The sequence below is a fragment of the Candidatus Nitrosopumilus sp. genome, assembly GCF_965223225.1.
In the GTDB taxonomy this organism is placed as follows: Archaea; Thermoproteota; Nitrososphaeria; order Nitrososphaerales; family Nitrosopumilaceae; genus Nitrosopumilus.
This window is the reverse complement of record NZ_CBDCVU010000004.1, coordinates 434726-460915: the sequence shown is the minus strand read 5'-3', so window position 1 is coordinate 460915 and position 26190 is coordinate 434726. Positions and strand designations below refer to the sequence as shown.

Genomic DNA, 26190 nt, shown 5'->3' with positions numbered 1-26190 from the left:
ATAAGATCTATAACTTATACCAGTCACAGTCATTGCAATACCCGTCACTACAGACCACATTACAAAAGACAAAATTTGAGATTCTTCCACAAGACAAGTTTAACAAAAAAGCATCTAAAGGTTAGGATTAAAGTAATTTTGAAGAAATATCAAAGCCTGAAACATCTAAATAGATTTGATTTTGAGTTAATTTATGCCAGAGTGGACTTGTCCTGATTGTGGAAAGCGTCTTTTTCATGAGAACGAGACAACTCTAAAAATTGAAGAGACAATTCATTCAAAATTCTGTCGTAAAAAAGAAGGAGAAACACATAGCTATATGCACAGGGATCCAGCACACATGGAGACGTTTGATGCAGAAAGAGAAAATGATTCAACGGGAACCCCAGTTTTAAAGAAATAGCACCTTTTGCCTCAGAATTATATTTTAGTCCAGAGAACTCAAAGAGATTGTCCAAAGTACATCATTATGATTTAGTTGTAGTGGGAGGAGGGCCAGCAGGATCATCTGCAGCTTATGTGGCAGCTAAAAATGGAATTAAAGTAGCACTAATTGAAAAAGAAGAAACAATTGCAGAAAGTGTTAGAACAAGTGGAGTAACATGGATTCAAAACATAAAGGAATTTGGAATTCCAGACAATTGCTTTAATACAATCAAAAATTTTTCATTTTGTTCTCCAAACAACACAGTAACAATAAGCGACACAGTTGCAAGAGCCGCAGTTTTAGACGTTCGAAAAACATACAGATGGTTAGCAGAAGAGGCAAAAAAAGCTGGGGCAGATATTTTTGTTAAAACAAATGTAAATGAGGTAATAAAAAATGAAGAAAATGACATTGTAGGAGTAAAGGCAACAAATCCAGATGAAAAGATGACATTTTTGTCTAAGATGATAATAGATGCTACAGGATTTCCATCTACAGTTGGAAAAGCTATGGGGTTTGTTAAACAGTGGAAAAGATTTGGGGCAGGGGCAGAATACGAAGTCAAAGTAGAACATGTAGACTCTCAAACATGGTGGTTGATGGTTGGGCAACAATATTCACCTGCAGGATATGCATGGATTTTTCCTCTGGGAAATAACATTGTAAGAATAGGAGTAGGAGTAGGAAAACCAGAATCAAATGTAGACCCTAAACAGAGATTAAAAGAATTAATAGATTCTAAAATTGGACCAATAAAGGATTTAGGAAACATAACGCAGATAGAATTCCATTATGGTTTAATTCCAAACGAAGGAGTTTCAAGAAAAACTGTGTTCAATAATTTGATATTGGTAGGAGATTCTGCAGGACAAGCAAATCCGCTTGTTTTAGAAGGAATCAGATATGCAATAAAATTTGGAAGATTAGCAGGAGAAATATCATCAAACGCAATAAAAAATGGAAGAACAGACGAATCAGCATTAAACACATATGAAGAAAAATGGAGAAAAGAAGTAGAATCAAAAATAAACTCAGCTGTAAAGGTACAGAATAGATGGATAGGATTATCAGATGAAGAATGGGATAGAGAATTAGATATTATTAAAGAATTGAGTTCTGAAGAATTTCTTGATTTCATAAAGGCAGAATTTGGCCTCTCAAACATGGTTAAATTAGCAACACATCATCCAAAGCTTGCTGTAAGGCAACTATTCAATTTAATTAAAAACAAAAAATAGAACAATCATGGATAAGGTTAGAAAAAAATTTAACACCTGGGCAAAAAATGGAAAAGCCGAGTTAATGGAAATTGAGCATGGAAAAAATGTTTCAAAATTTTTAAGATCAATAAAATTTGAAGAGCCATTTGTGTTTCTGGATGTAGGGTGTGGTAACGGATGGACAGTAAGAAAAATAGCTGAAGAAGAAAATTGCAAGAAGGTAGTTGGAATAGATAAGAGTGAGAAGATGATTGAACAGGCAAATAAAAACAAAATAAGTTCAAAAGAAAAATTCATTGTCACAGATATAGAATCTATGAATTCAAGGATGAAATTTGATTTTATTTTTTCAATGGAAGCACTGTATTATTCAGATTCAATAGAAAAGGCCCTAGCAAAAATATACAGAATTCTAAAACCAGGTGGACAGTTTTTTTGTGGCACAGATTTCTATACAGAAAATAATGCAACTAGAAGATGGGCAGAGATTATGAAAATTCAGATGCACCTTCATTCAAAAAAAGAATGGAAAGACATGTTCAAAAATGCGGGTTTTAGTGTCAAAATAAAACAAATCAAAGATCCCCACAACAAAAAGAAATGGAAACGTGAACTAGGAACATTATTCATCATAGGCACTAAAGGAACAAAGTAATACTCAAATCCAATAGCAGTTTGTTTAAAGTGTGAGCTGGAGCACGAAACGCTGCTAAGGCAGAGGAAACTCCTCCCTCCATACAGGAAATATGATCCGGAGATGGATAACCAGAGATGGTTGGCAACGGAGCAGAAAAGAATCCAATATGGAGTACTATGATGGTAAAACCTGAGGTTCCCATAAAAGGAATGAAAAAAGCCGACCCATATGGAGCAAAGCCAAACAGAACCCAAAGATCCTGTACTTGGTTCAGGTAGGCTGCAAAGCGAAATATCGTGAAAACAGAAGGAGGGTTACTCCCAGCACACAAAATTTTTTTACTAAAATTAACTCATTGAACGAACTTGTTCTTTACAAATATCGGCATTACACTTACATGTTGCATCACACAAACATGAACCTTGCATTTCACAATCACATTCTGAACCCATTTCAGCAGAAGCAGCACAACCACATGCAGCCTCTTCTTGATTAGATGCAGGTTCTTGTTGTGGGGGTGGTGCTTGTTGGGAGCTTGATTCACCCTCATAAACGCTACGAGTTTGCTGGTAATCAGAATCCCCTCTTAGTTGGGCTTCTCCTCTGTTTGTTTGGTATCCGCCTGAAGAGGAACTTGTTTGATATCCAACTAAATTACTTGGATCAATTCCCTGTTGTCCTACTTTTTCATTCTTTAGAGCTCTGTTACTAACAAAGAAGAACGCAATTCCTGCAATAGCAGCCATGCCAGCCATACCATAAACTATGAAAATTGGAAAGTCACCAGTAGATGTTGTCGCATAACCTTCAGGAGGAGTTGCAGTAACACCTGCTATTTCAACACCATCCAACATATCCAATGAACCAAATCCAATGGTGTAAAGGTTGCCTTGATCACTAGATTGAACACTTCTTACAAAGTAAGTTTGATCAGAGGAGACTTGTGCCTCAAACACTCTCTCAACTTGACGTCCTTCTCTTATGCTGCTTTCACCCATAGTCCAGCTGGACACCACAAATCCTGCAATATCCTCACTTAGTCCAAAGGTTCCAGCATCTACGTTAATTCCAGTAGGATCAAACAAAAAGTGCCAGTTAGTTAATGGTTGTTCTAAAATAAAATCAGCATTAATCAAGTGTTTGTCAAGAACAGTATCAGCTTCAGTTCCTGCCAAAATTGCATATGCTTCAGGTTCTTGATCTCTTAAAATGTTAATCGGAATATTAATTTCAACTCCGTCAATGGTAATTGGTTTATCAGTACTCAAACCTCTCCAACCCAAGTCAACCAGACTTCTTTGACCATCATCAGTGATTACATAATCAGTAAGAGTGCCTTCAATAATAACACGATAATCAACTGAAGTATTGATATTTCTTGCTTTCAAGTGGAAATCATATGCGACATTCAAGTCAGAAATTCTTGCATGGCTACCATCCTCTATGATGCCTTGATTTAGTTCTGCCATAAGTTCCTGAACTCCAGGGTTTGAAGAATCAGCTGTTCCAGATATAGTCCACTCTTTGCCTTGCAAGATGTCAAAGAGGTTTCCACCGTTTGGATATTCAATGAAAACTGTTTTTTGGTAATTCATCTTAAAGGGAGATGATTCATTGTTTGGATTAATTCTAGCATCTAATTGGGCAGCCCATGCAGTAGAACCACTAGTTCCAACCACCACAAGCCCAGCAAGTAAAATTGTTAAAACTAAAGCCCTAGACACGAATAAAGGCGACAATACAACAGTAATAAACTTATCCAAGATTATGATCGACGCTATTTGAAAAGGTAATATGGAGTGATAAAATAAGACTTTGCAGTTTTAGGAGAGAATGTAATGATTACAGTATTAGCAGGGGGAACAGGATCAGTAAAATTAGTTCGTGGACTAGTATCTCAAGAATCAAAAGTCAACGTAGTCAGCAATGTAGGAGACAATTATTGGCTATACGGTCTTTATGTATGCCCAGACATCGATACCATTGTTTATGGATTAGCAGATTTGCTTGACCAAGAAAGAGGATGGGGAATTAAAAAAGACACATTCAACTTTTTGCGCCAAATGGAAGTTTTTGGAGAAGAGACATGGTTCAGAGTAGGAGACAGAGATGCAGCTACACATCTTATCAGAACAAACATGTTAAAGAATGGAAAGAATCTAAGTGACATTACAAAATGGATGTGTGAAAAATTTGCAGTTAGTGCAAACATCATACCAGTTACAGACAACAGCATAGAAACAAGAATAATTACAGACAAAGGAGAATTACATTTGCAAGAGTATTGGGTAAAACACAGAGGAAAAGATCCTGTAGAAGGAATTCAATACATCGGTGCAGACAAAGCAAGACCTAATCCAGAAGCAGTAAATGCAATACATGATGCAGACATGGTAATATTGGCTCCAGGAAATCCACTGACATCAATAGGCCCAATGCTCCAAATTAAAGGAATAAGAAAAGAATTATCAAAAATTAAGAAAAAAGTGGTTGCAGTTAGTCCGCTAATTGGAGATAATGCAATAAGTGGGCCGGCAGCAAAATACATGCAAGCAGCAGGTATTGAATCAAATGCATATGGTTTGGCAAAGATGTATTCAGATGTGTGTTCCAACATTATTGTAGATGCAAAAGACAGAATGCTATCAAAGAAAATTCAAAGTCTAGACATGAAAGTCTTTGAAACAAAGATAACTATGAAAAATAAAATTGCAGAAGAAGCTTTAGCAAATTTTATACTAAAACAAGTACACGTCTGATTTGAAAATAGCAGCAATAATCCCTGTGAAAACTTTTGCCAATGCAAAGACACGGTTAGATATATCATCATCTCAAAAACAGAAATTATGTGAAATTATGTTAGAAGAAATTTTACATACGATATCAATATCACCGCAAATAGAAAAAACAATCATCGTGACAAAAGAAGAAAAGGCAATCGAGATTGGAAAAAAATTCAATACAATTACAATTATAGATGAGAAAGAAGAAAGCGTAAATAATGCAGTTTCTCTTGCAGACAAATATCTAATTGAAAATAATTTTCATGCATCAATTGTATTTCCACAAGACATACCATACATTAAAACTCAAGACATTGATTTCATGCTGAACTACAAAGCTCCGCCAAACTTTGCAATAATTGTACCGTCAAGAAGATTTGATGGCACCAATGCATTGATGAGGATGCCAACAGATTTGATGGAAACACATTACGATGAAGATAGTTACAAAATCCATATGAATATTGCCAAAAAACATACATTGAATGTGGCAATGGTTTTTGTAAAAAGAATAATGTGGGACGTAGACAACATAGAAGATTTAGAATTTCTATTGCAGCAAAATGAAAAACCAGATGTAGGGAAAAAGATTAAGGAAATACTAGAAGAAAAGTAATAAAAACATAAAATACTACTTTTTGTCGATCAACAACAGACTTATAAGTGATAATTTAGAAAATGTTAAATATTATCATAAAAGGTTTTGAGAAATAAATGGTTAAGGCGATAAATCCAAAAGACAGATGTCCAAGATGTGGGAAAGGAACCCTAGTTACAGATGCAAACACAGGGGAAAATTTCTGTGGCAAATGTGGTTTTGTAATTACAGACAAAGTAGAAGAATCAGGGCCAGAATGGAGATCTTTTTCCAATGAAGGTGAAAATAAGAGCAGAGCAGGAGTTCCAACATCACTTGCTATGCACGATATGGGACTAGCAACTGTAATCAATCCTCAAAACAGAGATGCTACTGGAAAACCGTTAACTGCATCCATGAAAAGTACAATTGAGAGACTTAGAACATGGGATAGCCGAAGCCAAGTACATGAACCAGTAGACCGAAACTTTAGACAAGCTTTTAGTGAATTAGACAGATTAAAAGACAAGCTTGCAGTTGGGGATGCAGTTATTGAAAAGGCGGCATACATTTACAGAAAAGCTTTGGAAAAAGGATTGGTGAGAGGCCGTTCTATTTCAGCACTGATTGCATCAGCATTATATGCAGCATGTAGAGACACAGAGACTCCAAGAACACTAAAAGATATTGGACAAGCAAGCAACATTAAGAGAAAAGACATTGCAAGATGTTATCGTTTATTGTTAAGAGAGTTGAATTTGAAAATGCCAGTCGTAGATCCTATCAAGTGTATTGCCAGAATTGCAAGTAAATCAGGGTTATCAGAAAAGACAAAGAGAAAAGCTACAAAAATATTGCAAACAGCAGAAGAAAGAAAAATCTCAGCAGGCAAAGATCCAATGGGATTGGCAGCAGCAGCGCTATATGTCGCATGTGTTACCAATGGAGAAAATAAAACTCAGAGAGATGTTGCAGAAGCAGCAGGGGTAACAGAAGTTACAATTAGAAATAGATACAAAGGTTTGAAGGTGGCACTAGACCTCTAAATCAAATTCAGTTTTAGAAAAAAACCTACTAGTAAATAATACTGAAACAGACACTGCTCCACAAACTAGGAACAACAACTCTAATGAAGACATTAAGGAATGAGAAAAAGCAGATTCCAGTGAAATAGAATTTAATTGAGAAACAAAGTTGGCATATGAAAAAATAAAATAATTTGTAGCCCAATGAATAAGAACTGAGGCTACAAACCCATATCTAAGATAGACCCATCCAAGAATAATTCCGCTTGCAGTAGCTTGGGCAAATTTTCCATGACTCCAAGATTCCCCAAATGCAATGTGAGCAAATCCAAAAAGAACCCCAACAAATACAATTAACAGAATTGCTTTTTTGGAGTCGTAGATATTCAGATTATCGGGGTTCCAAAGTGATTTTAAGAAATATTTCAGAGAGGATCTATTAGAGTAAAGAGCGAAAAGAGGGATTCCAATCAACAACAAACGAAACCCAAATTCTTCCATCACAGGTGCAAGACTAACATAAAAAAATTGAATCAAGTCATTAGTTGCAGTAGGAGAAGTTATTACAATACCAAATTTTTCTTGAACAGTATTGATCAAAGCTGAAACTAAGATCAAAATTGAAAACCATTTTGTAACGCCAACCATATAATTTAATTTGGAAAAGAAGTTTCCAGATGAAATCATAGGAGAAATAGATTTCAAAAAATTTTGTTTGGGCCCAAGAAGAGCAATAGTAAAAAGAATCACATAGAAAATCCATAAAACAACAAAGACATCACCTATACTAACATCAACATTGGACTGATAAAATGAAGTGCCTTCAAATAATTTGAGATAACTAAAAGGATATTCAAAATTTATGTCATCACCAATTTCACTTTCAAATACAACATAGATTCCCATTGGAAAAGAAACCAAAAACAAACCAAGCATTACCGATAAAAGTGCAGTATATGGAATTCCTATAGCTTGAAGTAATTTGTTGGAGTTTTGCAATTTGGTTTAATGTAATTCTATGCTGTCTTCAGGAAATCCAAGAGTAATCAGAGTATCCTTGATAGTATCTCTATGATCACCCTGTAAGAAAATATATCCTTCTTTTGCAGTACCACCACAAGCATATTTGTTTTTGAGATCTTTGGCAACAGATTCTAAATTATTGAGTTTGGGATCCAAGCCCTCAATCATAGTACCTTTTTTCTTAAATCTTCTAGTTTCTAATCGAATGATAATCTTAGTACTGTCTTTGGCAAGCTCACCACAAGCACATAGATCTTCGGGAAGACCACAAGTATTACAAATTACTGCCATTTATTCGAATAAATTCAATAATACGTACTATTAAGCCTTGTTTGAGTACAATCAAAAGAAAACAAGGTATTTTTTAATTACAAAAATGAGGGAAAACGATGACGGATAATAATTTGACTAAGAAAGCTGCAGAAATGTTACTAAAAGGTGCGACTTTACTCAGTGAACCATGTCCATATTGTTCAGGAGTAAGAGTGATGAAAGAAGGACATGCACTATGTATTGGGTGTGGAAAAGAGCCTGAAAAAAGGGATATCCCAGAAAAAGAACCACCAAAACCAAAATCACAGTTAGAAAAGACATTGGAATTAAAACTAGAAAAGTTATCAAAAGACCTTGAACAAGAAGAGGATCATAAAAAACAACAAGGGATCTTACAGTCAATTAGATCCATAATAGAAACCATGGAGAAAATAAAAAAATGAACAATAAAGTATTTATGTTAAAGTCAGGATTTTCGAAATGTAATGAGCAGTAAGAAATCAGCCCCACTTCCAGCATCAAGTGGAGGTCTCATGAGGTTCTTTGAAGATGAGACAAAAGGATTCAAGATAGATCCAAAAATTGTAGTATCAATTCCCATTAGCCTAATTTCAATTTCATGGGTAATCGATATCTTCCTTTCTCCGTGAAAAAACAATGGAAAAAGCACCAGATGATGTTTCAAATATACACAATAGGTTTTCCCTTACTCTAGTGAACCCATCGTCACATTATTTCTCTCTAGCTGCATCGTTGGCAATAGCTGCAGTCATTGCAATTACAACATATTTTGGATATCCTAATAATTTTGACGTCAATGAGGTATGGTATAGACTTCCAGGAATAATAGTGGTACTAGCTGTAACTCAATTGCTAGACACCAGATTCACAAAAAAGAAGGAATACTCAAAGTCTCTACACTCATCTTTATTTGGAAACATGTTATGGATAGTCACCCTTCTTATGGGATTATTAGCTAGTATAGTACTATCAAAAGAGGCATCATTTTTTTTCCTAGTACTAGGAATGTTCCTGTTTGCCAGTTTCAGGATAGGAATTTACACAACAACATTAGGAGCAAGTATCAAAAAAGCATGGGCCATATGCTTTGTCCAACCATTAGCAATGTTTCTGGTCTTAATTCCTCAAGACATGTGGTTTCCCATATTGAATAATCCAATAGCATTAGGATATGGAATATCATTTATGATCATCGCCAGCGTATGGTCCATACTTACAGACAGGGCAGGAAGACCAGGAATGCATAGTACTCATAAAACAATTCAAGCATATCTTGCATCACAAGGAAATGATTTCACAGAAGCAGAAGAGATAATGGAGCAGCGCTCAAGTGAAAAAAAAGTATCCACATCACAGATAAAATTATCCTCACCAGATGGAGAAATACAATTTAGAATGGTGTTACCTGAAATCCATCCTGGTCCATACCATCCAGTTGGAGGAAGTAACATACCATATCTCATTTACAAAAATTTGAATTCATCTGCAATGGTAATGCACAGTATTTCAGATCATGCTCTAAATTTACCATCAAAAAATGAAGTCGAGAATTATTTAAAAAATCTAGAAAACAGTGAAGTCAAAGAAGAAGGACTCAAGTGCACAGAACCAGTAACAGTACAAATAAACAAAGCCAGAGTAATAGGCTTACTTTTTGGCAATAATCCATTATTGTTTTTATCATTGTCACCACACGGAATGGAAGACATTCCAAACTACATGAAAATAGAAATTGAGCAATATGCAAAGAATAGAAATTACAATAGAACGATGATAGTAGACTGCCACAATGCAATGGGCGCAGAAATTTCAAAGGAGGACGGAGAAGACATGTTAAAAGCTGCAAAATCCTGCTTAGACACTTTAATACAAAAAGACAGCTTCCCAATCGAGTTTGGATATGCAAATTCAGATGACATGGATGTATGGACAGAAGATTTAGGCATGGGAGGATTAGGAATAGTTTGTTTAAAGATAGACGATAAAAAATATTTTCTAGGATGGGCAGATGCGAACAACATGGAAAATGGAATAAGAGAGAAAATCATAGAAAATTTTGCAAAAAAAGAATACACACTACTTGAAATATGCACTTCAGATACGCATTACGCACCAGTCAAAGCTAGAAACAGAAATGGATACTATCAATTAGGATTAATCACAGGAGCAGACAAGCTTTCAAAATGGATGTTAGAGATTGCTAAAAACGCAGAGGCAAAAACAACATCGGCTAAATTTGAAATTTTAGAAAATGAGACAGAAGTGAAGATAATGGGAGATGGAATTTATCAAGATTATTCAAAAGCACTAGATAACTCCCTCAAAATTACAAAAGGATTTGCAATAGGTGGAGTATTATTTTTCATTACTAGTTTGTTCCTATAGTCTTCATCTGGTCTAAATTTCCATAGAATTCATCTACAAATGACGCAAATTTGAAAATGGGCACGATAGGAACATTTTCAATAAAATTAATTTCATCCTGATACAATGTAACAATTATCGGGACACCGCTAGAACCAGGTGTTTTTTCAACGTATTTTTTTGTTCTTTGGATTTGCTTATGAACTGCGGCAGTTAAAGATGAACGGTTGGATCTTTTCCAATGTTTACAATCAATCAGCAAAGCAACTCCCAATCTTATTCCAATTACATCAATCTCCATTCTAGGTTTGGTGAGAATCATATTTTTTATGACAGCAAAATCTTTAGAAGATAAAACTTCAGCAGTTAATCCTTCAAAATCCCTCCAATCCAGAGCAATTGAAATTTCATCTATTGGAAATCCTTGCTCTAGTAAAGCAATAGCGGTTTTTAACTTGTCACCATCTTCAAAATAGTAATTATCATCTTGCTTTGTTCCAATTTGATTTTTTAGCAGTTCATTTAGAAACTTTCTTGAATCAATGGGAGTCATTTTAGTTGCAGCACAAAAGTCTTCAATTGAGACACCTCCAGGTATCATACCAGATAAACCAACAATCATTTTTGGATGAATTCTCAATGGGGTTGTTGATACCATAGAAAATATAGGTTTTAGGAAGAGGGATTGGATCAAGAAATAGGTTTTATTACAAGATTTAGAGATAAGCAATATGAAAAAATGGCTAGTAATCACACTAGCTCTTTCAATTTTTTTATTCATTGGCAATGAAGTATACGCTGAAAAGAATACATTTTTTGATTCTGTAAAGTTCATCCAATACCTTGATGAAAACACTGCATTAGAAGAAATAAGAAATGGAAACTTGGATATTTATTATCAAAGAATATCATCGGACAGATTAGAAGAACAAGATTCAAGAAAAGGATTGCAGATATTTGACTCCACAGGAGGATCATACAGTATTCTTGTAAACCCTGCAGAATCAGACAAGTTTAATCCATTTTCAAATAAAGATGCAAGATTTGCACTCAACTACCTAATAGATCGAAAATTAATTGTAAATGAACTCATGGGAGGTTCAGGAATTCCAATCACGTCATATTACGGACCATCAGATCCAGAATATCTTACTGTAATTGAAGATTTAGAGAAATTTAATTTCAGATATAACCCAACACTAGCAGAAGAGATCATATCAAACACGATGGAAGAAAGAGGAGCAGTCAAACAAAATGACACATGGTATTTTGATTCAAAACCAATCGAGATAACAATTTTTGTACGAATTGATGATCCAGTTAGAAAATCAATTGGAGAGATTTTGGCATCAGAATTGCAAAATATAGGCTTTACAGTCAAAAAAGACTTTGGAGATCTTAACAAGGCATTTGTGGTAGTTTATGGATCTGATCCAAAAGAGATGAAATGGAGTATGTACACAGAAGGATGGGGAAGATCTACATTTGTCAGATATGATTCAGTAGGATTAGGGCAGATGTATGCGCCATGGTTTTCATACATGCCAGGATTTAATGAGCCATCATATTGGAACTACAAAAATGACAAACTAGATGAATTAACCCAGCAAGTATACACTGGAGATTTCAAATCACCTATCGAAAGAGCAGAAATAATTCAAGAAGCAATAACAGAAGGAGTCAATGAATCAGTAAGAATTTTCTTAGCTAGTAAAACAGACCAGTACGTTGCCAACAAAAGAGTAGAAGGAATAGTTAATGACTTCGGTGCAGGAGTCCCAAGTAGATTCACTCCAATAAATGCCAAAACAGACAACGATGAGTTGGTAATAGGAGTAAAACAGATCTATCAAGGAGCATGGAATCCAGTAATGGGTTTAACAGATACATACAGCAGACAAATTTGGGAAGTAGTTTCGGATCCAGGTACATTTAAGCATCCTTTTACGGGAGAGACGTTTCCTGTTAGGGCAAACTGGAATGTTGAAACAAATGGACCGGATGGAAAATTAGAAATTCCTCAAGATGCAATAATATGGGATCCAAAATCACAAAAATGGGAAAAAGTTGGACAAGACACTCTTGCAACAAGTAAGGTAACTTTTGATTTTATATTCAGCAATTGGCACAATGGGGTAAAAATGGATATGAATGACATAATACATTCACTATACTTTACAATTGAATGGGGCACTCAGACAGATGAAAACGACAAAACTTTTGATACAGAATTTACGCCAAGAGCAGCGCAAAGTGTGAAGACTATCAAAGGAATAATCCCGATAGATGAGAACACAATTGAGGTTTATGTAGACTATTGGCATTTTGATGAAGGAGAAATTTCAGATTGGGCATTATTATGGAGTTCAACACCATGGGAAATATCGGCAGCAATGGAAAATGCGGTAAAAGATAGAAAATTATCATTTTCAAGGTCAGGTGCTACAAACAATAATGTAAATTGGCTATCATTAATCATCCCAAACGATGCAGTAATCATCAAAGAGTATTTGGAGAAATTCCGAGACAACAGTCACATGCCCCCCTCAATTATTAAAGAAAACAGCAACAGTATTTCACATTATAACGACAGATATCAAAAATCGATTGAGTGGATTGAAAACAAAAATCATGCAATAATCAGCAACGGTCCATATTATTTGGAGTCATATACGCCGGAATCAAGAACGATTACTGTGAATGCATTTGAAGATGATTCATACCCATTTGCAGCTGGAAAATGGAAAGAATTTCAGAAAACAGATTATCCTACAATCAAAGAAATCAAAATGGAGAAGATAATTCAAAAAAATAAAGATCTGGTTATTGAAGTTAAAACAAACTTTGTAGATTCAATCATGTATTTTTTGACAGACAGTAAAGGAACAACTATATCGTCAGATGCTTTGAATATCAATTCGGAAAAGGAAACCATCAAGATAGAATCAGATGAGATTGAAAGGTTAAGTCTAGGAGCAAACAATATCAAACTATTTGCAATTTCAAATTCAGTCTTCAAACCAGATTTTTACGAATCTAGTTTTTTTGTTGTGGAGAATATTCAAAATATTCCAACTGGAACATATGAAAATAACGTAAGTCTTACAAAAGAAAATGACTCATATTTTCAAATTGTAGTTATTGTAATTCCAGTAATATTAGCAATGATTGCCGGACTATGGATTCATCTTAAGAAGCATTAAGCAGACAAACCATATTCTTTTAGAATTATTTGAATTTGATCTTCATTTTCAATTTTCGAATATTCCTCTAACAAGTTTTTATTAAGATCATAAAACGTATGACCCCACTTGAACTTGTCTAGCAACTCCAATCCTTGATGAGTCATGCCCATAATTATTAACGAAGCTGAAATAGCCTCCACAGTAGTAAGTTTGTTGATTTTCGAATAATTCACAGGATTTCCAGCCAAGAGAGGAGGAAGTTTTCTTTTGATGCCATGGAAATTTTTGGAGAAGGCTTGATTAGCTAGATTCCATGAACAATCTATTCCAATTATAGAGTTAACAAGAGATTTATCTTTAGGAAGTAGTGTTTTTTCAGAAAAAGGATCCAAAACTAATCCTTTAGAATTGATTCTTTTAGTTTTAGATGCAAGACCAAATTTAACAATCTTTGCAGCAGTACATTTTCTAGGATCATCCTGATAGAACATCAAGACTTGTAGTTTCATATTAAAAATATCATACTGGTAATATTTTGAATTTACTCAGAAAGTTTGTAGGTAATTTTGTAATAAAAGCGAGAAACTTGTTCGCCATCTTTTATAATTTCAATATTCCATATGGTATCAGGTAAGAATTCATCAAAGGATTCAGGCAATATGCTAAATTTCTCTAGTCGTACATCAGGCCCACTATATCTCACATTAAGAGAAACACCATCAACTTCTACAACTTCATAAATTTTCCCTGGTTGTCTAGTAGATTCACTAATCAAACAACTCTTATCGCTTCCAATAACACAAGTACCAGAAAATGTAGACACCTGTAGATTAACATTTGATTCTTCTCCTCTGGAAGGAGTGATCATGGAGCCAGAAAGGACTCTAGGTTCAAAAAGTACATCATTTGAGGTTTTGTCCTCTACAAGGATAGGAATTTGTTGTTCAGATATTCGGTTAACTTTGTCAATCAGAGTACTAAGGATTGGCAATTCAGGTTTTTCAGTCACAATAAAAGTCAATGATTTGGTTTCAAAATCAGCATCAACTGTAATTTCATACAAGCCGAGAGAAGAAGAGGATTCATCAATTACAAATTGATAAGTAAAAGAGCCAGATGGTCCGGGACGAACAGTAGTAACTGGACCCATATGTTTACCACAATAAAAGGAGCCACAGGTTATTTCAGAATCAGATTTTTTAATAATGCTTACATCAAATTCTTCCAAATAAATTAACTTGTTTGGTTTTCCAGTTATTGTAACTGTGTCTCCAGGATGATATTCAGATTTATCAGTATTCAACAATAAAGAAACTGGTTCATCAGAACCAAAGGCAAAGTCATTTACAACACTGAAAGTGGTTTGGGTTTGAGCCCTAAGATACAATGCCTTTACAGTGTAGGGGCCCTCACTAAAGACAGTTGGAGGCAATTCAAAGAGACTAGAAAAGTAGCCACCTTGATCTGGATATACAGAAGATTCATGAATTTGAGGATATGGGAATTCACCATCAAGTACTTTTATAACAACACGTTCAGGAACTACCAATCCTTCATCACCCTGATCACGTTTGATAACATTACCTTCCACCTTGAGTTTTTCCCCAGCTTGGTATAGAGATTTTTCAGTAGTTACAAAGATAGGTACAGTAGAGAGAGAATCATTTTCAGGATCAGAGGATACTTTGAAGAACAAATCTTTGCTAAATGAGTCAGTGGATACTTTTATCTTATAGACACCAAAGTTTGATTTGATTACATCTCTCCCATCATCTGTTTTTATATTCTGAACTTTTTCAGCAATTGGAGTTTTCCAAGACCAAGAAAAGCGTTGATTATCAATAGTACTTCCAGAATTAATTACAGTGCCATCAGGTTTTGTGAGAGAGATATCAACTGCACTAGCTCCGCTTGGAGGAATAACACCGACGAGACTCAGAGATTCTCCAAGACCATAAACCTCTTTGTCAAGAGAAATTTGTGCACCATCTGTCAAATTTAGAGGATCAACAACATGAAATGGCAGAGTTGCAACATCGTCTAAATATTTTGCAGTAACAAGATAACCACCCTCAATGAAAATATTTTTAGGAATGTCAATTTGAGTAGAAAAACTTCCAGATGTCTCAGGTATTGCTGTAAAGTCGTAAGACACAATCACACCGCCATCATGTCTGGTTTTAGAACCTGAAGACAAACCAACAATTTCTAATGGAGTGCCATCTTCATGAGTAATAGATATCTTTACCGGAGTTCCAGAGGTATAGCTAGAATTGCCAAATGGATCTTCAATAAATCCATTAAGGAGGATAGTATCTCCAATTTCATACATTTGTTTATCAGAATTCAAAGTTATAGGTTCATCAGATGCGACAAAGGCTTCTGGGTCAGATACGGCATGAATCACCTTTTTAGCAGAACCTATATCTTGTGAAACCATAATTTGATAGGTTCCCAATCTTTTATCATTATCTGGAATAGTAAAAGTATACTTGAAAGATCCATCACCTAGAATTGTAACACCATCTAAAATTTTGAAACCACTAGCACTGCCAGTAGAAGAACTTCCAATAGAAGTTTGTTTGGTTTGCAATATTTCCAGATTCATTGTGGCAACCCAAACTTGATTTAGCCTGCCAGTTATGTGAACCTGCTCTCCTAATTCATATGCAGTTTTGTCAGTCCACAGCGATATAGATACATCCTCTTTGATATCTTCGACAACATCAAATGTAGATTGAATTGATTTCTTGTCATATTCAGCATTGATTTGATATGTACCAAATGCGGGATTCACAGTTGTTATATAGACACTTGTTGTAAATTTCCCATCAACTGGAAACAATTTTCCATTAGCAATAACTTTTTGATCAGGATCAGTAATGGTAAATGTCATTCCTTCAAATGGAATCATCTCAGAAGAAGTAGCAATAAGAGAGACAGATTGTCCCGGAATATATTGAGATTTATCAGTTATCAAAGTAAGTGCAGAATCAACAATCTCTTCTTTTTCAGTTGTTTGCATACCTACTGAAAAAGTGGTAGATGAAGTTGCTCCGGCATATTCAACTGAAACATCATAAGAACCCTCGTTGATGCCAAGGATTTGATGTAAGCTGAGTTTAGTTTGAAAATTCTTGTTAAGATCTGGATAAAGAGTCAAAGTTTTGAAAAAATCAGGTCCAGTAATATCAACTACAATTTGTTCAGGTTGGAAAAATGGTTTGTAAATAAAGACTTCTTCGGAAATACTACCTTTAAGAACTGCAACTTCATCAAAAACATAGGAGTCTTTTTCAGATGAAATTGTCACAGAGACGTTTCCAACATCTTCATTTAATACGAGTTTTCCATTAGATGATCCTGCCGTAGATGTTACAAATTTCCAATCATCAAAATTATCAAAATCATAAGCATCGTAGATTCTTTGCCAAGATGTAAAATCATTTTTAATGTCTGTGATAGTTGGAGTTTTGTCAATCAGAGCACCAGTTGGATCTAGTAGTTCAATTGAATCTCCAGAATCAGTAAACCAAATCGGTTGGTATGAGAATGTTAAAAATTGTCCAGGTTTGATTATAGTTCCTTCAGAAATAGTCATTGTTTTTTTCAATACGGTAGTTGATGCTATTTTCCAATTTCCCAAGTTAACTTCAGAGTCAGTGGGATTGTAAATCTCAACCCATTCAGATATTGTTTTAGCGTCATCTCCTGGAGGATTAGTGTCTACTTCATTTATTACAATATGATCATCTGTTGTTTGAGCATATGCAGGCACAATAAGGCCAGCAAGTAGAAAAAATGAAAATACCAACATCAAATTATTGTTCATATTGTTTTGACCTACTTTGATTGAAAAACAGACTCATTTTAGAATGAAATAGAGTAAAAGTTGAGCTGTTTGTTAAAGTCATATATCTTAAAACCACAGTAAAAAATAGTTTTTTTAGTATTAAGGCATACGAAGGACTTATTCTTTGTCAGAAATGTCACAATGAGGGCACTTTTTATTTACAATTTTAGAACCACAGTCCATACAGAGTCCTTCTAATCCAATATCCCTCTGAATCAACTTTGTTCTTCTACCAACATAGAATTTGACTCCAAAATACATCAAAGATACGATAAGTACAGCATAAAGAGGAGCCATAAAAGGCAACAAACCTACCATGAAAAGTAACAAACCTGTAATTAAAATAACATCTCTTTTCTCAAATTTCACAAATTTCTAGAATGACAGAATTCATAAAAAGATGCCGGAGCTCAGAGCCATTAATTCACTTCATTTCAAAGTCATCACTCTAACTCTTCCTCATTGCTCGGCACAAACAGTAGGAACCTATTTGATAATAAGATAATGATGATATGGGATCGGCGAGATTTGAACGCGCGACCTCTGCGTCCCAAACGCAGAATCATACCAAGCTAGACCACGATCCCAGTAAATCCTAAAAATTGCCCAATTTAAGCTTCACAGATAATCATTTTAAAGGCAAAAAAAAGGATCAGAGACGTGAATATAGAAGATTACGTCAAGGCAGGGAAAATTGCATCAGAAGTAAGAGAGAATGTAAGAAAAAAGAATTGGATAGGTAAAACAGTTTATGAGATATGTGAGGAGATTGAAGGTGAAATTAAGAAAAGAGGAGCCAAATGTGCTTTTCCTGTAAATACAAGTATTAACGAAGTCGCAGCCCACTACACGGCAGAACCAAATGATCCAATCATGATTAAAGACACGGATTTGGTAAAGATCGACCTAGGTGCTCAAATTAACGGATACATTGCAGACACAGCAGTGACTGTTTGTTATGATGCACAGTTTGACGGTATTGTCAATGCAGCCGAAGAGGCATTAGGAAATGCAATGGCAATGATAAAAGACGGAGTCAAGGCAAGCGACATTGGCAGAGCAATTGAAACCACAATCAAACAATTAGGATGCAAGCCAATTGCAAATCTAAGTGGGCATTCGTTGGATCAGTACACAATTCATGCAGGCAAATCAATCCCAAATATTTGGTCAATTGGTGGATTTTCATTGTCCAAGAATTCAGCTTATGCATGTGAACCATTTGTGACAACTGAACAAGGAGGAGGATTCGTTAGAAATGGACAAATAAAAAATATCTTTGCGTTGAATTCCAGGAAAAAAACAAAAAATGAGGAAGCAGATAAGCTTCTTGATTTTATCTGGGAAAATTTTAACATGTTGCCATTTGCATTAAGATGGATTACGACAGAAATCGAAGAGAAAAAGGCAAGAGAGTTGTTAGACATATTGGTTAAGAAAAAAGCGGTTCAGGCATATCCAGTATTAATTGAGGTCAACGAGCAAAGAGTAGCTCAAGCAGAACATACCTTTATCCCGTTAGAAGACGGAGTAACAATAACTACTAAAGCACAATAAAACACATCAATTATAGAAGTAATTTGAGTGAAGAGATAAGGCCATGTCCAAAATGTGGAGGTTTAATGTTCAGAGAACAAGGAGAAGGAATATCGTGGTTTTGCCCATCATGTAATATCAAGTTCAAAACAAAATAATGAAAAAACTACTGTTCTAGAGTCTCGCCAAAAATTTTCTCAATTTGCATCATTCCATCACATGATGAGCATTTTGAACTTTCAGTAAACAACACATCACCGTCAGAAAATTTTCTTTTTTTTATGGTATGACATTTTTTACATTTCTCTACAGTGTATTCTAAAGTAATTTTTTTCTTGGAAAATATCATTGAGGAACTCCAGATGTATTACCAACACCAATAATTAAAATAGATTGTCCCTCAGATGTGTTGTCTCTAATCATATCATGAACTTGCAATAGAACATTTTCAGATTCACCTGCAATTTCTTTAGTCATCAGAGTTATTGCTTCTTTTACAGATTGTTTTATGACTATAGAGAATACAGGAATGGAGTTATTTGTTGCAACAGATTCAATTTCAAATTTTTCAGTTCCGATTCCACCAATAGCAGCTCCAAATCCCTGTGCGACAGATGCAGAATCTTCCCCTTCGAGCTTTAATGCGGCGTCAATCATGATGATTGCATCTAATTTGTTTTTTTCAATTATTTTTTGTAATGCATCAGCAGGCCTACCTACAGTAGAAGCGGGTCCTTCAGCCTTTAAAAGGAAAAGGTGTCTATTTTCAAATTCAGTTTGCGCAAGGACTGTTTGAAATGAAGCAGATTCCTTTTCAAGTCCCAACATCATTTTGCCTACAACCATAGGTCCTATTCCATCACCCACAGGTTGTCCTTTCTTAAATGCAGGAATTGCATCTTTCATTGCCTCTGCTTGCTCCATGATAAATGGTAGAAGCATCTGCAATGGTAGTATTAACGGATAATTATTTTGTTTTTTTGCAGTGAGAAACATATGGTTTATGATTTTGTAAATCATTTGTAATGAAGAAGCAATCTCCAACAGGGTTTGAACTTTAGCCAATTCCAAATCATTTATTCCAGGAGAAAGTAACTTCACATGTTCTCGGGTATAATCATCTCTTGATCTTACGGTATGTTTTACTTTTTCAACTATTCCATTAGGATCCATATCAACTGGCATGATAGTAAAATAATCCAAAAATCTATCAATTTTGTTTACATAGTCATCGTGAGTCATACAATTCTTTTCAACATACTTGATTAGTTCAGTTCTTGATTCAGAACGAAATCCATCTAGTTTCTTTATCCCTTTCTTGATTTCACCCGAGGTGATATAGAGTTGAATGCGTTGACCGTAAAATACGAATATAATGATTGGAACAATCCAGATAAGCATCATAAGTGGATTAGTATCATCACTCATTCCAAACAATTGGTCAAAATCAAAATTGGTAAAATTCACTAATCTCAGCGATCTTCAAATCTAAATTAAATCATTCGTAAAGCCAAAATGGAAAATCCTCAAGAAACCCAAAAACTGCAGCCTAAAGCCAAATTGATGGCGAGTGCTTTTATTATAGTTCAAATAGAAAAAAGCTGAATATGCCACAAACAAAACCCATGGTAAGTGTTGAAAATGTAGTAGCATCAGCTTCTGTGGACCAAAAAATGGATCTAAATGAGATTACCAGAACATTTCCAGATGTAGAGTATCACCCGGATCAATTCCCAGGACTTGTTTTCAGATTAAAGAGCCCAAAAACTGCAACTTTGATTTTCACTTCAGGTAAAATGGTATGTACAGGTTCAAAATCTGAAGAAATGGCCAGAAAGGCCGTAAAGACAGTAGTACAAAAACTTCGAAAGGGCGGAATTAAGGTAAAAAAAGATGCAGTGGTAGAAATCCAAAATATCGTAGCATCAATCAATCTCGGAGGAAAAATCCACTTAGAACAAGCTGCAAGAACACTTCCAAGAAGCATGTATGAACCAGAACAATTTCCAGGATTAATTCATAGGATGTTAGATCCAAAGACAGTCATTCTGTTATTCTCATCAGGAAAACTAGTTTGTACAGGAGCTAAAAAAGAACCAGATGTATACAGGTCTGTAAATAACTTACACGTATTATTAGAAGAAAAGGATCTAATGATATACGATTAGTATAAAAAGACCACCTACAACTTTCTATAATTTTTAATTTATGAAAATTTAGATTTTTTTTATTTTATTGGACTTCCTAGTGGAACTTCTCCATCTACTGTTAACCAAAAGGGCTTATCATCCACATCAGCTGCCAACAGCATTGCATTAGATTCAACTCCAGCCATTTTTTTTGGTTCAAGATTGGCAATGACAATAACAATTTTTCCAATTAAATCATCATGACTATAATACTGCGCACCTCCAATTATCACATCCCGTACATCATCATTACCCAAATCAACTTGTCCTTGAATGATTCTGGATTTTCCTTCTATGGGTTGTGTTGAAATGATTTTTGCAACTCTCAAATCCAGCTTTGCAAAGTCATCATAAGAAATATTCATCATGTAAAATTTGCAATAAATCTCTTTAAAATGAATTTCGAAATTATTTTAAATCGTTTTTATTAATACAACTAGTTTCAATATCATATTTTAATGGCGCAGGAAGTTCAGAATATTTTTTATTAACCAGAGCTATAATCTGATCTTCAGGAACATTTACCTTCTTGAGTAACTTCCCACGTTGATGAGCGTAGGCATTTTTCCAAAATCCTGCTCCGTCAAAGGTTCCAATTTTTGGCATATATTTTGAGGGTTTCATTTTCTTTCAAATATTAGTTGACTGTGACGGAAGAATGGCAAATGCCATTAGAACTGGAGTTACTGTTCTGGATTTTAGGCATATTGCCCATCACAGTCTGTATGAAAAGATGTGAGAATCTAATATATTGTATACGGTAGATATTGTCCACCTTAAAACCATGTCTGCACAATTATAGATGGTTTTTTGGTGATTATAGACTGAAATTACAAGATCAACATAAAGTTCTAAGTTTATTTAGACAAAGAAATAAGCCAAAAATTATGGCTGACGAGGAAAAAGAAGAGAAAGCAACTCTGAAGACAGAAATACTAGACAAGATATCGGCTCTAGTTACTGCAGCATTTGGTTTGGTCGCAGCACTTGCTTGGAATGACGCAATAAAGGCAATCTTCAAAGAAGTTTTTGGAGAAGCAGGTTCAATTGGTCCAATGATACTCTATGCAGTAATTGTTACCATAATTGCAGTAATCCTGACAATAATTGTGGCAAGGGCAGTTGCAAACGCAAAGAACAAGTAAATAATTTTTCTATTTTTATTTTTTTAAATGATATTAAATTAATTTAGCATAAATTTGGTTCAGAATATTTAAAGAAACGTTGCCAAACGCTAGGTAAGGGATTTTTCATCATAGAGGAATATCCCCATAGATCAAACATGAATGGTATCTAAAATTACATTTTTGAGGGGTGTCAAGACATATCTTTCTGTTGAAAACAACCCACCAGAAATTCAAAGAGGAAAATTTTTCATAATCTTAGATAGGATTATGAAAAAATGGAATATGTGGGACAACATTTTCTATGAATAGTTTTAAAATTATCACATACAATCAGAAATAGTGACGAGAAAACCAGGCTCTCCTAGGCAACAAAAAATCTACAAATGTCAATCTTGTGGTTATGTCTGTAAGAAACATGCTACTCTAGTCTTACATGCAAAAGAATTCCATAATATTGAACTCTGAGAGGATCAATCATAATCTTAGATATGATTATGAAAAAATTAAGAAGTGGCCTTTGCTGCTGCACGTGCTACAATTATCGTCATGCAATGTTGGATAACAAATAGTCAGGTCGTGGTTTGTTGTGCCTAGAGACATGACAGAGGTTTTCAATCAAATGACAAAATGTGGATTATGGTCTAATTGAAGACGAACGTCATCTGCCATGTCCGGTAGGTGTATGATGTCTTACAATATAAAGGAAAATTGAAGGTTATTCAGATGCTGTCTCTTCTGGAGGAGTAAAAGGAATTTCATCGTGGTGTCCTTTGCCACGAATGATAAAGCATGTTACTGCAAGTGCAATTGCCATGCCAATGACCACTCCAAATGCTATAATGCTAGCTTCTGTCATACCTCTTGGCCTTTGCAAACAATATTTAGATTTTGAGAATTTCTGATCACCTATTGAACATTGTAAAAAAGTAGGGCTTATGACCATTGATGCTACTACACCAAGTAAGAGATTTGCATGATTGATTATACATCCCAACCAAAGAATTGCTTTCAGTCCACAAACGGGCAGTATTTAGAAATTTCAAAATATTGAATCCATTACAATATATTTAATGCGGTTCAAGTAAATGATACTAACCATGACCACAATAGAGGTTGAAGTAGAAATCGACGCATCGCAAGACAAAGTTTGGGAGGTCATTTCTGATATTGACAATGAACCAAAATTTTGGAAAGGGACAAAGAAGGTAAGGAACATATCAAAAGAAGGAAACAAAGTCAACAGAGAGATCATTATTGCTTTTAGAGATCAAAAATGTCTGCAAGAGGTCACACTTCAGCCAAAAGAGAAAATTGAGGCAAAATTCACAAAGGGGATCATTCAAGGAGAAAAAATAGTCTCAATAATTCCAAGAGATAAAAAAGTAATACTCAAAACTATATGGAATATTAAGTTGACAGGATTAATGGGAATGTTTACAGGAATGATCAAAAACCACATCAAGAGCGGTACAGAACAAGCAATGCAGAGTATCAAAAACGAAATAGAGAAATAAGTACATGGAATTAATTTTTGAAATTTTAATTTATTCATTAACAGCTATCTTAATTGGAATTATAGGAGCATGGGTATTTTTGATAAAATCAATGTCGGATTCATTCAGATTAACACCATACCTTGACAGATTTGAAGAAAAGTCAGAAATCAAAAATCCAATAGTTTCAATCATTTTACCTGCAAGAAACGAAGAAGAGTTTATTGGAAAATGTCTAGATACATTAGTCAATCAAGATTACAGGGATTACGAAATAATTGTGATTGATGATTCTTCGGAGGATGACACAAGAAAAATAATTTTAGAGTATGCAAAAAAGTGCAAAAAAATTGTTCCAGTATTTGCCAGATCCAAACCAGATGGCTGGATGGGAAAAAATTGGGCATGTATGGAAGGATATAGAAAAGCAAAAGGGGACTTGTTGTTATTTACAGATGCAGACACAACTCATTCAAAGAATGTGATTTCATTGGCAGTAAAACATCTAAATTCATTTAATCTAGATGCATTGTCTGCAATTCCAAAAATGCTAACATTTGATTTTTGGACAAAGATAACACTTCCAATGATCTCGACATTTCTTCACACGAGATTTTCTGCACTTAATGTGAATGACCCCAATAAAAAAACAGGGTATTTTTTTGGCAGTTTTTTCATATTGCAAAAAAAAGTCTACGAAGAGGTAGGCATGCACGAAGGTGTAAAACATGAAATTATCGAAGATGGAGCACTAGGAAAAAAGGTGAAAGAATCAGGATACAAGATGAAGATGGTAAGAGCAGAACACATAATAGAAGCAGTATGGGCACGAGACAAAAGCACATTATGGAATGCCTTGAAGAGATTAATGGTACCTCTCTATCTGCAAAGTGGAAAGATTGCAATAGGGATTTTTTTTGCAGTAGTTTTTTTGTTGTTTGTTCCATTTCTTATTCTTGCAGTAACAACAATATTCCCAATAGAAACCCCATCTATGAAAATATTATGCATTAGTGCTGCCATTGCTTCACTTTTGATTTACACAGGTGCCATAATAGAAGCAAAATTTGGATTAGGTTTAAGACTGCCACATGCATTGTGTGCACCGCTAGGAGGATTAGTGGTGGTGTCAGGATTCCTGTCAGGATTATTACAGGCAAAAAGTTCTTCATCAGTTTCATGGAGAGGAAGAAGTTATTCTATGAAGGACCACAATCAAAGCTCAATTAGCGTATAGCAATCCTTTTACGTATAAAATAGAAAATAGAAAATTACTTGGATAAATCAGGAATTTTTGTAGGAGGTGCAATAGGAATAATTTCAGTGATTGCAGTTTTTGGTATTTTGTTCACAATACCATCCGAAGTACCTAAACCAGAGATTGCAATAGGCAATGAAAATTCCTTGAACAAAGTTGGAGACTCAGTTACCTCAACTGCAACTTTAGAAACTACATACTCAGAAAATTTATCATTAATTGAGATATTTGAAAAATCAGAACCAGGAGTAGTAAGAGTCAACGTACAAAGAGCAGAATCAATAGAAGGAGTAGGAGGAGTGGGCTCAGGTTTTGTATTTGATAAGAAAGGTCACATAATCACAAATGCTCATGTTGTAGACAATGCAAGAAAAGTAGTTGTCACCTTTTTGGATGGAAGATCATACAATGCAAATATCATAGGTTCAGATGACTATACAGACATTGCAGTCATCAAAGTAGATGCAGATTTATCAGATTTACAACCGTTGTCAATTGGAGATTCTTCAAATTTGAAGGTAGGAGAACAAATAGCAGCTATAGGAAACCCATTTGGATTATCAGGATCAATGACGTCCGGAATAGTTAGTCAACTTGGAAGACTATTGCCATCAAGTGGCGCAGGCTATTCAATACCAGACATAATTCAAACCGACGCTGCAATAAACCCAGGAAATTCAGGAGGCCCATTATTGAATATGAGGGGAGAAGTAGTAGGAATAAACACAGCAATTCAATCAGCTACAGGAGAATTTACAGGAGTAGGATTTGCAGTGCCATCTCAAACAGTAGCAAAGATAGTACCCATACTAATCAATAAAGGAGAATACAAACATCCTTGGATTGGAATTTCTGGAACAGATATTGAACCAGACCTGGCAAAGGTTTTGAAATTAGCAGATGCCGTAGGATTTTTAGTAGTAACAGTCATCAAAGACAGTCCGGCAGATAAAGCAGGAATAGTCGGATCAACAAAAGTAATGGAAACAGAAACCGGTAGATATGCAATAGGAGGAGACATTATTTTATCAGTAGATGGAAAGGAAGTAAGACAGATTGACGATATTTTGATCCATCTACAAAGGGCAAAATCTGTAGGAGACGAGATGATTTTAGAAATACTCAGAGACGGCAGAACGACAAACGTAACCATCATCCTACAAGAAAGACCAAATGGTAACTAGTACAGTACAAGCATA

General features: G+C 34.9%; 28 protein-coding genes, 1 tRNA gene and 1 other RNA gene. 17 read left to right on the top strand and 13 right to left on the bottom strand.

Features of this window, described 5'->3' with window-relative positions; translation table 11 throughout:
* Positions 1-193 precede the first annotated feature (193 nt).
* The 4 genes from ACOQN3_RS03045 (at position 194) to rnpB (ending at position 2613) form a co-directional block, all read left to right on the top strand.
* Positions 194-403, top strand: a complete 210-nt coding sequence (locus ACOQN3_RS03045) for a hypothetical protein (protein WP_420545017.1) — start codon at positions 194-196, stop codon at positions 401-403.
* Between the two features lie 47 nt (positions 404-450).
* On the top strand, positions 451-1665 hold the full coding sequence (locus ACOQN3_RS03040) for an NAD(P)/FAD-dependent oxidoreductase (RefSeq protein ID WP_420545016.1): 1215 nt from the start codon (positions 451-453) through the stop codon (positions 1663-1665).
* A gap of 7 nt (positions 1666-1672) precedes the next feature.
* Positions 1673-2302, top strand: a complete 630-nt coding sequence (locus ACOQN3_RS03035; protein ID WP_420545015.1) for a class I SAM-dependent methyltransferase — start codon at positions 1673-1675, stop codon at positions 2300-2302.
* A gap of 31 nt (positions 2303-2333) precedes the next feature.
* An RNA gene (rnpB, locus tag ACOQN3_RS03030) (RNase P RNA component) lies at positions 2334-2613 on the top strand.
* An 18-nt stretch (positions 2614-2631) separates the two neighbouring features.
* On the opposite strand, the gene ACOQN3_RS03025 is transcribed toward rnpB, so the two are convergent.
* Positions 2632-4008, bottom strand: a complete 1377-nt coding sequence (locus ACOQN3_RS03025) for a hypothetical protein (RefSeq protein WP_420545014.1) — start codon at positions 4006-4008, stop codon at positions 2632-2634.
* Positions 4009-4122: 114 nt separating this feature from the next.
* Between ACOQN3_RS03025 and cofD the strand changes: the two genes are divergently transcribed.
* The 3 genes from cofD (at position 4123) to ACOQN3_RS03010 (ending at position 6690) form a co-directional block, all read left to right on the top strand.
* Positions 4123-5043 carry a 2-phospho-L-lactate transferase gene (gene cofD / locus ACOQN3_RS03020; protein WP_420545013.1) on the top strand — a complete coding sequence of 307 codons (921 nt, stop codon included), beginning with the start codon at positions 4123-4125 and terminating at the stop codon, positions 5041-5043.
* A gap of 1 nt (position 5044) precedes the next feature.
* A complete protein-coding gene (cofC, locus tag ACOQN3_RS03015) occupies positions 5045-5683 on the top strand; it encodes a 2-phospho-L-lactate guanylyltransferase (RefSeq protein WP_420545012.1) in 639 nt (212 codons plus the stop codon).
* Between the two features lie 98 nt (positions 5684-5781).
* Positions 5782-6690, top strand: a complete 909-nt coding sequence (locus tag ACOQN3_RS03010) for a transcription initiation factor IIB (RefSeq protein ID WP_420545011.1) — start codon at positions 5782-5784, stop codon at positions 6688-6690.
* Here ACOQN3_RS03010 and ACOQN3_RS03005 read toward each other — a convergent pair.
* Positions 6679-7668 (bottom strand): CPBP family intramembrane glutamic endopeptidase, encoded by a 990-nt coding sequence (locus tag ACOQN3_RS03005; RefSeq protein WP_420545010.1) that lies wholly within the window; start codon positions 7666-7668, stop codon positions 6679-6681. The genes ACOQN3_RS03010 and ACOQN3_RS03005 overlap by 12 nt on opposite strands.
* Before the next feature lie 6 nt (positions 7669-7674).
* Positions 7675-7983 (bottom strand): translation initiation factor, encoded by a 309-nt coding sequence (locus ACOQN3_RS03000; RefSeq protein WP_420545009.1) that lies wholly within the window; start codon positions 7981-7983, stop codon positions 7675-7677.
* Between the two features lie 98 nt (positions 7984-8081).
* Between ACOQN3_RS03000 and ACOQN3_RS02995 the strand changes: the two genes are divergently transcribed.
* From ACOQN3_RS02995 to ACOQN3_RS02985, 3 genes are read left to right on the top strand one after another with little or no spacing between them, the layout of a single operon-like run.
* Positions 8082-8408: an Sjogren's syndrome/scleroderma autoantigen 1 family protein gene (locus tag ACOQN3_RS02995; protein WP_420545008.1), complete on the top strand. Its 327-nt coding sequence runs from the start codon at positions 8082-8084 to the stop codon at positions 8406-8408.
* Positions 8409-8450: 42 nt separating this feature from the next.
* Positions 8451-8615: a preprotein translocase subunit Sec61beta gene (locus ACOQN3_RS02990; RefSeq protein ID WP_420545007.1), complete on the top strand. Its 165-nt coding sequence runs from the start codon at positions 8451-8453 to the stop codon at positions 8613-8615.
* Between the two features lie 7 nt (positions 8616-8622).
* The gene (locus ACOQN3_RS02985; RefSeq protein ID WP_420545006.1) at positions 8623-10371 is read left to right on the top strand and encodes a DUF2070 family protein; all 1749 of its coding nucleotides are present in this window, start codon (positions 8623-8625) and stop codon (positions 10369-10371) included.
* Here ACOQN3_RS02985 and ACOQN3_RS02980 read toward each other — a convergent pair.
* Complete coding sequence (locus tag ACOQN3_RS02980; protein WP_420545005.1) at positions 10355-10990, bottom strand: hypothetical protein; 636 nt, start codon at positions 10988-10990, stop codon at positions 10355-10357. The two genes, ACOQN3_RS02985 and ACOQN3_RS02980, sit on opposite strands and share 17 nt — an antisense overlap.
* 91 nt (positions 10991-11081) lie before the next feature.
* Between ACOQN3_RS02980 and ACOQN3_RS02975 the strand changes: the two genes are divergently transcribed.
* Positions 11082-13553: an ABC transporter substrate-binding protein gene (locus ACOQN3_RS02975; RefSeq protein ID WP_420545004.1), complete on the top strand. Its 2472-nt coding sequence runs from the start codon at positions 11082-11084 to the stop codon at positions 13551-13553.
* Here the strand turns inward: ACOQN3_RS02975 and ACOQN3_RS02970 are convergent.
* From ACOQN3_RS02970 to ACOQN3_RS02955, 4 genes are all read right to left on the bottom strand, one after another.
* On the bottom strand, positions 13550-14044 hold the full coding sequence (locus ACOQN3_RS02970; protein WP_420545003.1) for a DUF367 family protein: 495 nt from the start codon (positions 14042-14044) through the stop codon (positions 13550-13552). The two genes, ACOQN3_RS02975 and ACOQN3_RS02970, sit on opposite strands and share 4 nt — an antisense overlap.
* 32 nt (positions 14045-14076) lie before the next feature.
* Positions 14077-17313, bottom strand: coding sequence for a lamin tail domain-containing protein (locus ACOQN3_RS02965; protein WP_420545002.1), 3237 nt, complete (start codon positions 17311-17313; stop codon positions 14077-14079).
* A gap of 192 nt (positions 17314-17505) precedes the next feature.
* On the bottom strand, positions 17506-17757 hold the full coding sequence (locus tag ACOQN3_RS02960; protein WP_420545001.1) for a hypothetical protein: 252 nt from the start codon (positions 17755-17757) through the stop codon (positions 17506-17508).
* Positions 17758-17901: 144 nt separating this feature from the next.
* Positions 17902-17975: transfer RNA gene (locus ACOQN3_RS02955), tRNA-Pro, on the bottom strand.
* A gap of 73 nt (positions 17976-18048) precedes the next feature.
* Here ACOQN3_RS02955 and map point away from each other — a divergent pair.
* Positions 18049-18945: a type II methionyl aminopeptidase gene (map, locus tag ACOQN3_RS02950; protein WP_420545000.1), complete on the top strand. Its 897-nt coding sequence runs from the start codon at positions 18049-18051 to the stop codon at positions 18943-18945.
* A gap of 145 nt (positions 18946-19090) precedes the next feature.
* Here map and ACOQN3_RS02945 read toward each other — a convergent pair whose 3' ends face one another.
* Together ACOQN3_RS02945 and ACOQN3_RS02940 are read right to left on the bottom strand one after the other, a co-directional pair.
* The gene (locus ACOQN3_RS02945) at positions 19091-19273 is read right to left on the bottom strand and encodes a hypothetical protein (RefSeq protein ID WP_420544999.1); all 183 of its coding nucleotides are present in this window, start codon (positions 19271-19273) and stop codon (positions 19091-19093) included.
* Positions 19270-20391, bottom strand: a complete 1122-nt coding sequence (locus tag ACOQN3_RS02940; RefSeq protein WP_420544998.1) for a DUF1512 domain-containing protein — start codon at positions 20389-20391, stop codon at positions 19270-19272. Before ACOQN3_RS02940 ends, ACOQN3_RS02945 begins: the two co-directional genes overlap by 4 nt.
* 140 nt (positions 20392-20531) lie before the next feature.
* On the opposite strand from ACOQN3_RS02940, the gene ACOQN3_RS02935 reads away from it, so the two are divergent.
* On the top strand, positions 20532-21092 hold the full coding sequence (locus tag ACOQN3_RS02935) for a TATA-box-binding protein (RefSeq protein ID WP_420544997.1): 561 nt from the start codon (positions 20532-20534) through the stop codon (positions 21090-21092).
* A gap of 59 nt (positions 21093-21151) precedes the next feature.
* Here the strand turns inward: ACOQN3_RS02935 and ACOQN3_RS02930 are convergent, their stop codons facing one another.
* Positions 21152-21481, bottom strand: a complete 330-nt coding sequence (locus ACOQN3_RS02930) for a tRNA-binding protein (protein WP_420544996.1) — start codon at positions 21479-21481, stop codon at positions 21152-21154.
* 40 nt (positions 21482-21521) lie between these two features.
* Positions 21522-21719, bottom strand: coding sequence for a hypothetical protein (locus ACOQN3_RS02925; RefSeq protein WP_420544995.1), 198 nt, complete (start codon positions 21717-21719; stop codon positions 21522-21524).
* A 281-nt stretch (positions 21720-22000) separates the two neighbouring features.
* Here ACOQN3_RS02925 and ACOQN3_RS02920 point away from each other — a divergent pair, with 281 nt between their 5' ends.
* A complete protein-coding gene (locus ACOQN3_RS02920; protein WP_420544994.1) occupies positions 22001-22258 on the top strand; it encodes a DUF5654 family protein in 258 nt (85 codons plus the stop codon).
* A gap of 697 nt (positions 22259-22955) precedes the next feature.
* Here ACOQN3_RS02920 and ACOQN3_RS02915 read toward each other — a convergent pair.
* Positions 22956-23096: a hypothetical protein gene (locus tag ACOQN3_RS02915; protein WP_420544993.1), complete on the bottom strand. Its 141-nt coding sequence runs from the start codon at positions 23094-23096 to the stop codon at positions 22956-22958.
* 241 nt (positions 23097-23337) lie between these two features.
* On the opposite strand from ACOQN3_RS02915, the gene ACOQN3_RS02910 reads away from it, so the two are divergent.
* Genes ACOQN3_RS02910 through ACOQN3_RS02900 form a run of 3 tightly spaced genes read left to right on the top strand, consistent with a single transcriptional unit; the run spans position 23338 to position 26175 of the window.
* Positions 23338-23754: a type II toxin-antitoxin system RatA family toxin gene (locus ACOQN3_RS02910; protein WP_420544992.1), complete on the top strand. Its 417-nt coding sequence runs from the start codon at positions 23338-23340 to the stop codon at positions 23752-23754.
* Positions 23755-23758: 4 nt separating this feature from the next.
* Entirely contained in the window at positions 23759-24970 is a 1212-nt protein-coding gene (locus tag ACOQN3_RS02905; protein ID WP_420544991.1) for a glycosyltransferase, read from the top strand.
* A gap of 38 nt (positions 24971-25008) precedes the next feature.
* Positions 25009-26175: a S1C family serine protease gene (locus ACOQN3_RS02900; RefSeq protein ID WP_420544990.1), complete on the top strand. Its 1167-nt coding sequence runs from the start codon at positions 25009-25011 to the stop codon at positions 26173-26175.
* Positions 26176-26190 lie beyond the last annotated feature (15 nt).

Coding starts and splice junctions, on each gene's coding strand:
- ACOQN3_RS02925 (WP_420544995.1), bottom strand. CDS start 21,719: ATGCCAAAAATTGGAACCTTTGACGGAGCAGGATTTTGGAAAAATGCC.
- ACOQN3_RS02905 (WP_420544991.1), top strand. CDS start 23,759: ATGGAATTAATTTTTGAAATTTTAATTTATTCATTAACAGCTATCTTA.
- ACOQN3_RS03010 (WP_420545011.1), top strand. CDS start 5,782: ATGGTTAAGGCGATAAATCCAAAAGACAGATGTCCAAGATGTGGGAAA.
- ACOQN3_RS02975 (WP_420545004.1), top strand. CDS start 11,082: ATGAAAAAATGGCTAGTAATCACACTAGCTCTTTCAATTTTTTTATTC.
- ACOQN3_RS02920 (WP_420544994.1), top strand. CDS start 22,001: ATGGCTGACGAGGAAAAAGAAGAGAAAGCAACTCTGAAGACAGAAATA.
- ACOQN3_RS02935 (WP_420544997.1), top strand. CDS start 20,532: ATGCCACAAACAAAACCCATGGTAAGTGTTGAAAATGTAGTAGCATCA.
- ACOQN3_RS02945 (WP_420544999.1), bottom strand. CDS start 19,273: ATGATATTTTCCAAGAAAAAAATTACTTTAGAATACACTGTAGAGAAA.
- ACOQN3_RS02910 (WP_420544992.1), top strand. CDS start 23,338: ATGACCACAATAGAGGTTGAAGTAGAAATCGACGCATCGCAAGACAAA.
- ACOQN3_RS03045 (WP_420545017.1), top strand. CDS start 194: ATGCCAGAGTGGACTTGTCCTGATTGTGGAAAGCGTCTTTTTCATGAG.
- ACOQN3_RS02995 (WP_420545008.1), top strand. CDS start 8,082: ATGACGGATAATAATTTGACTAAGAAAGCTGCAGAAATGTTACTAAAA.
- ACOQN3_RS03000 (WP_420545009.1), bottom strand. CDS start 7,983: ATGGCAGTAATTTGTAATACTTGTGGTCTTCCCGAAGATCTATGTGCT.
- ACOQN3_RS02990 (WP_420545007.1), top strand. CDS start 8,451: ATGAGCAGTAAGAAATCAGCCCCACTTCCAGCATCAAGTGGAGGTCTC.
- ACOQN3_RS02930 (WP_420544996.1), bottom strand. CDS start 21,481: ATGATGAATATTTCTTATGATGACTTTGCAAAGCTGGATTTGAGAGTT.
- cofD (WP_420545013.1), top strand. CDS start 4,123: ATGATTACAGTATTAGCAGGGGGAACAGGATCAGTAAAATTAGTTCGT.
- ACOQN3_RS02985 (WP_420545006.1), top strand. CDS start 8,623: ATGGAAAAAGCACCAGATGATGTTTCAAATATACACAATAGGTTTTCC.
- ACOQN3_RS02970 (WP_420545003.1), bottom strand. CDS start 14,044: ATGAAACTACAAGTCTTGATGTTCTATCAGGATGATCCTAGAAAATGT.
- ACOQN3_RS02915 (WP_420544993.1), bottom strand. CDS start 23,096: ATGACAGAAGCTAGCATTATAGCATTTGGAGTGGTCATTGGCATGGCA.
- ACOQN3_RS03035 (WP_420545015.1), top strand. CDS start 1,673: ATGGATAAGGTTAGAAAAAAATTTAACACCTGGGCAAAAAATGGAAAA.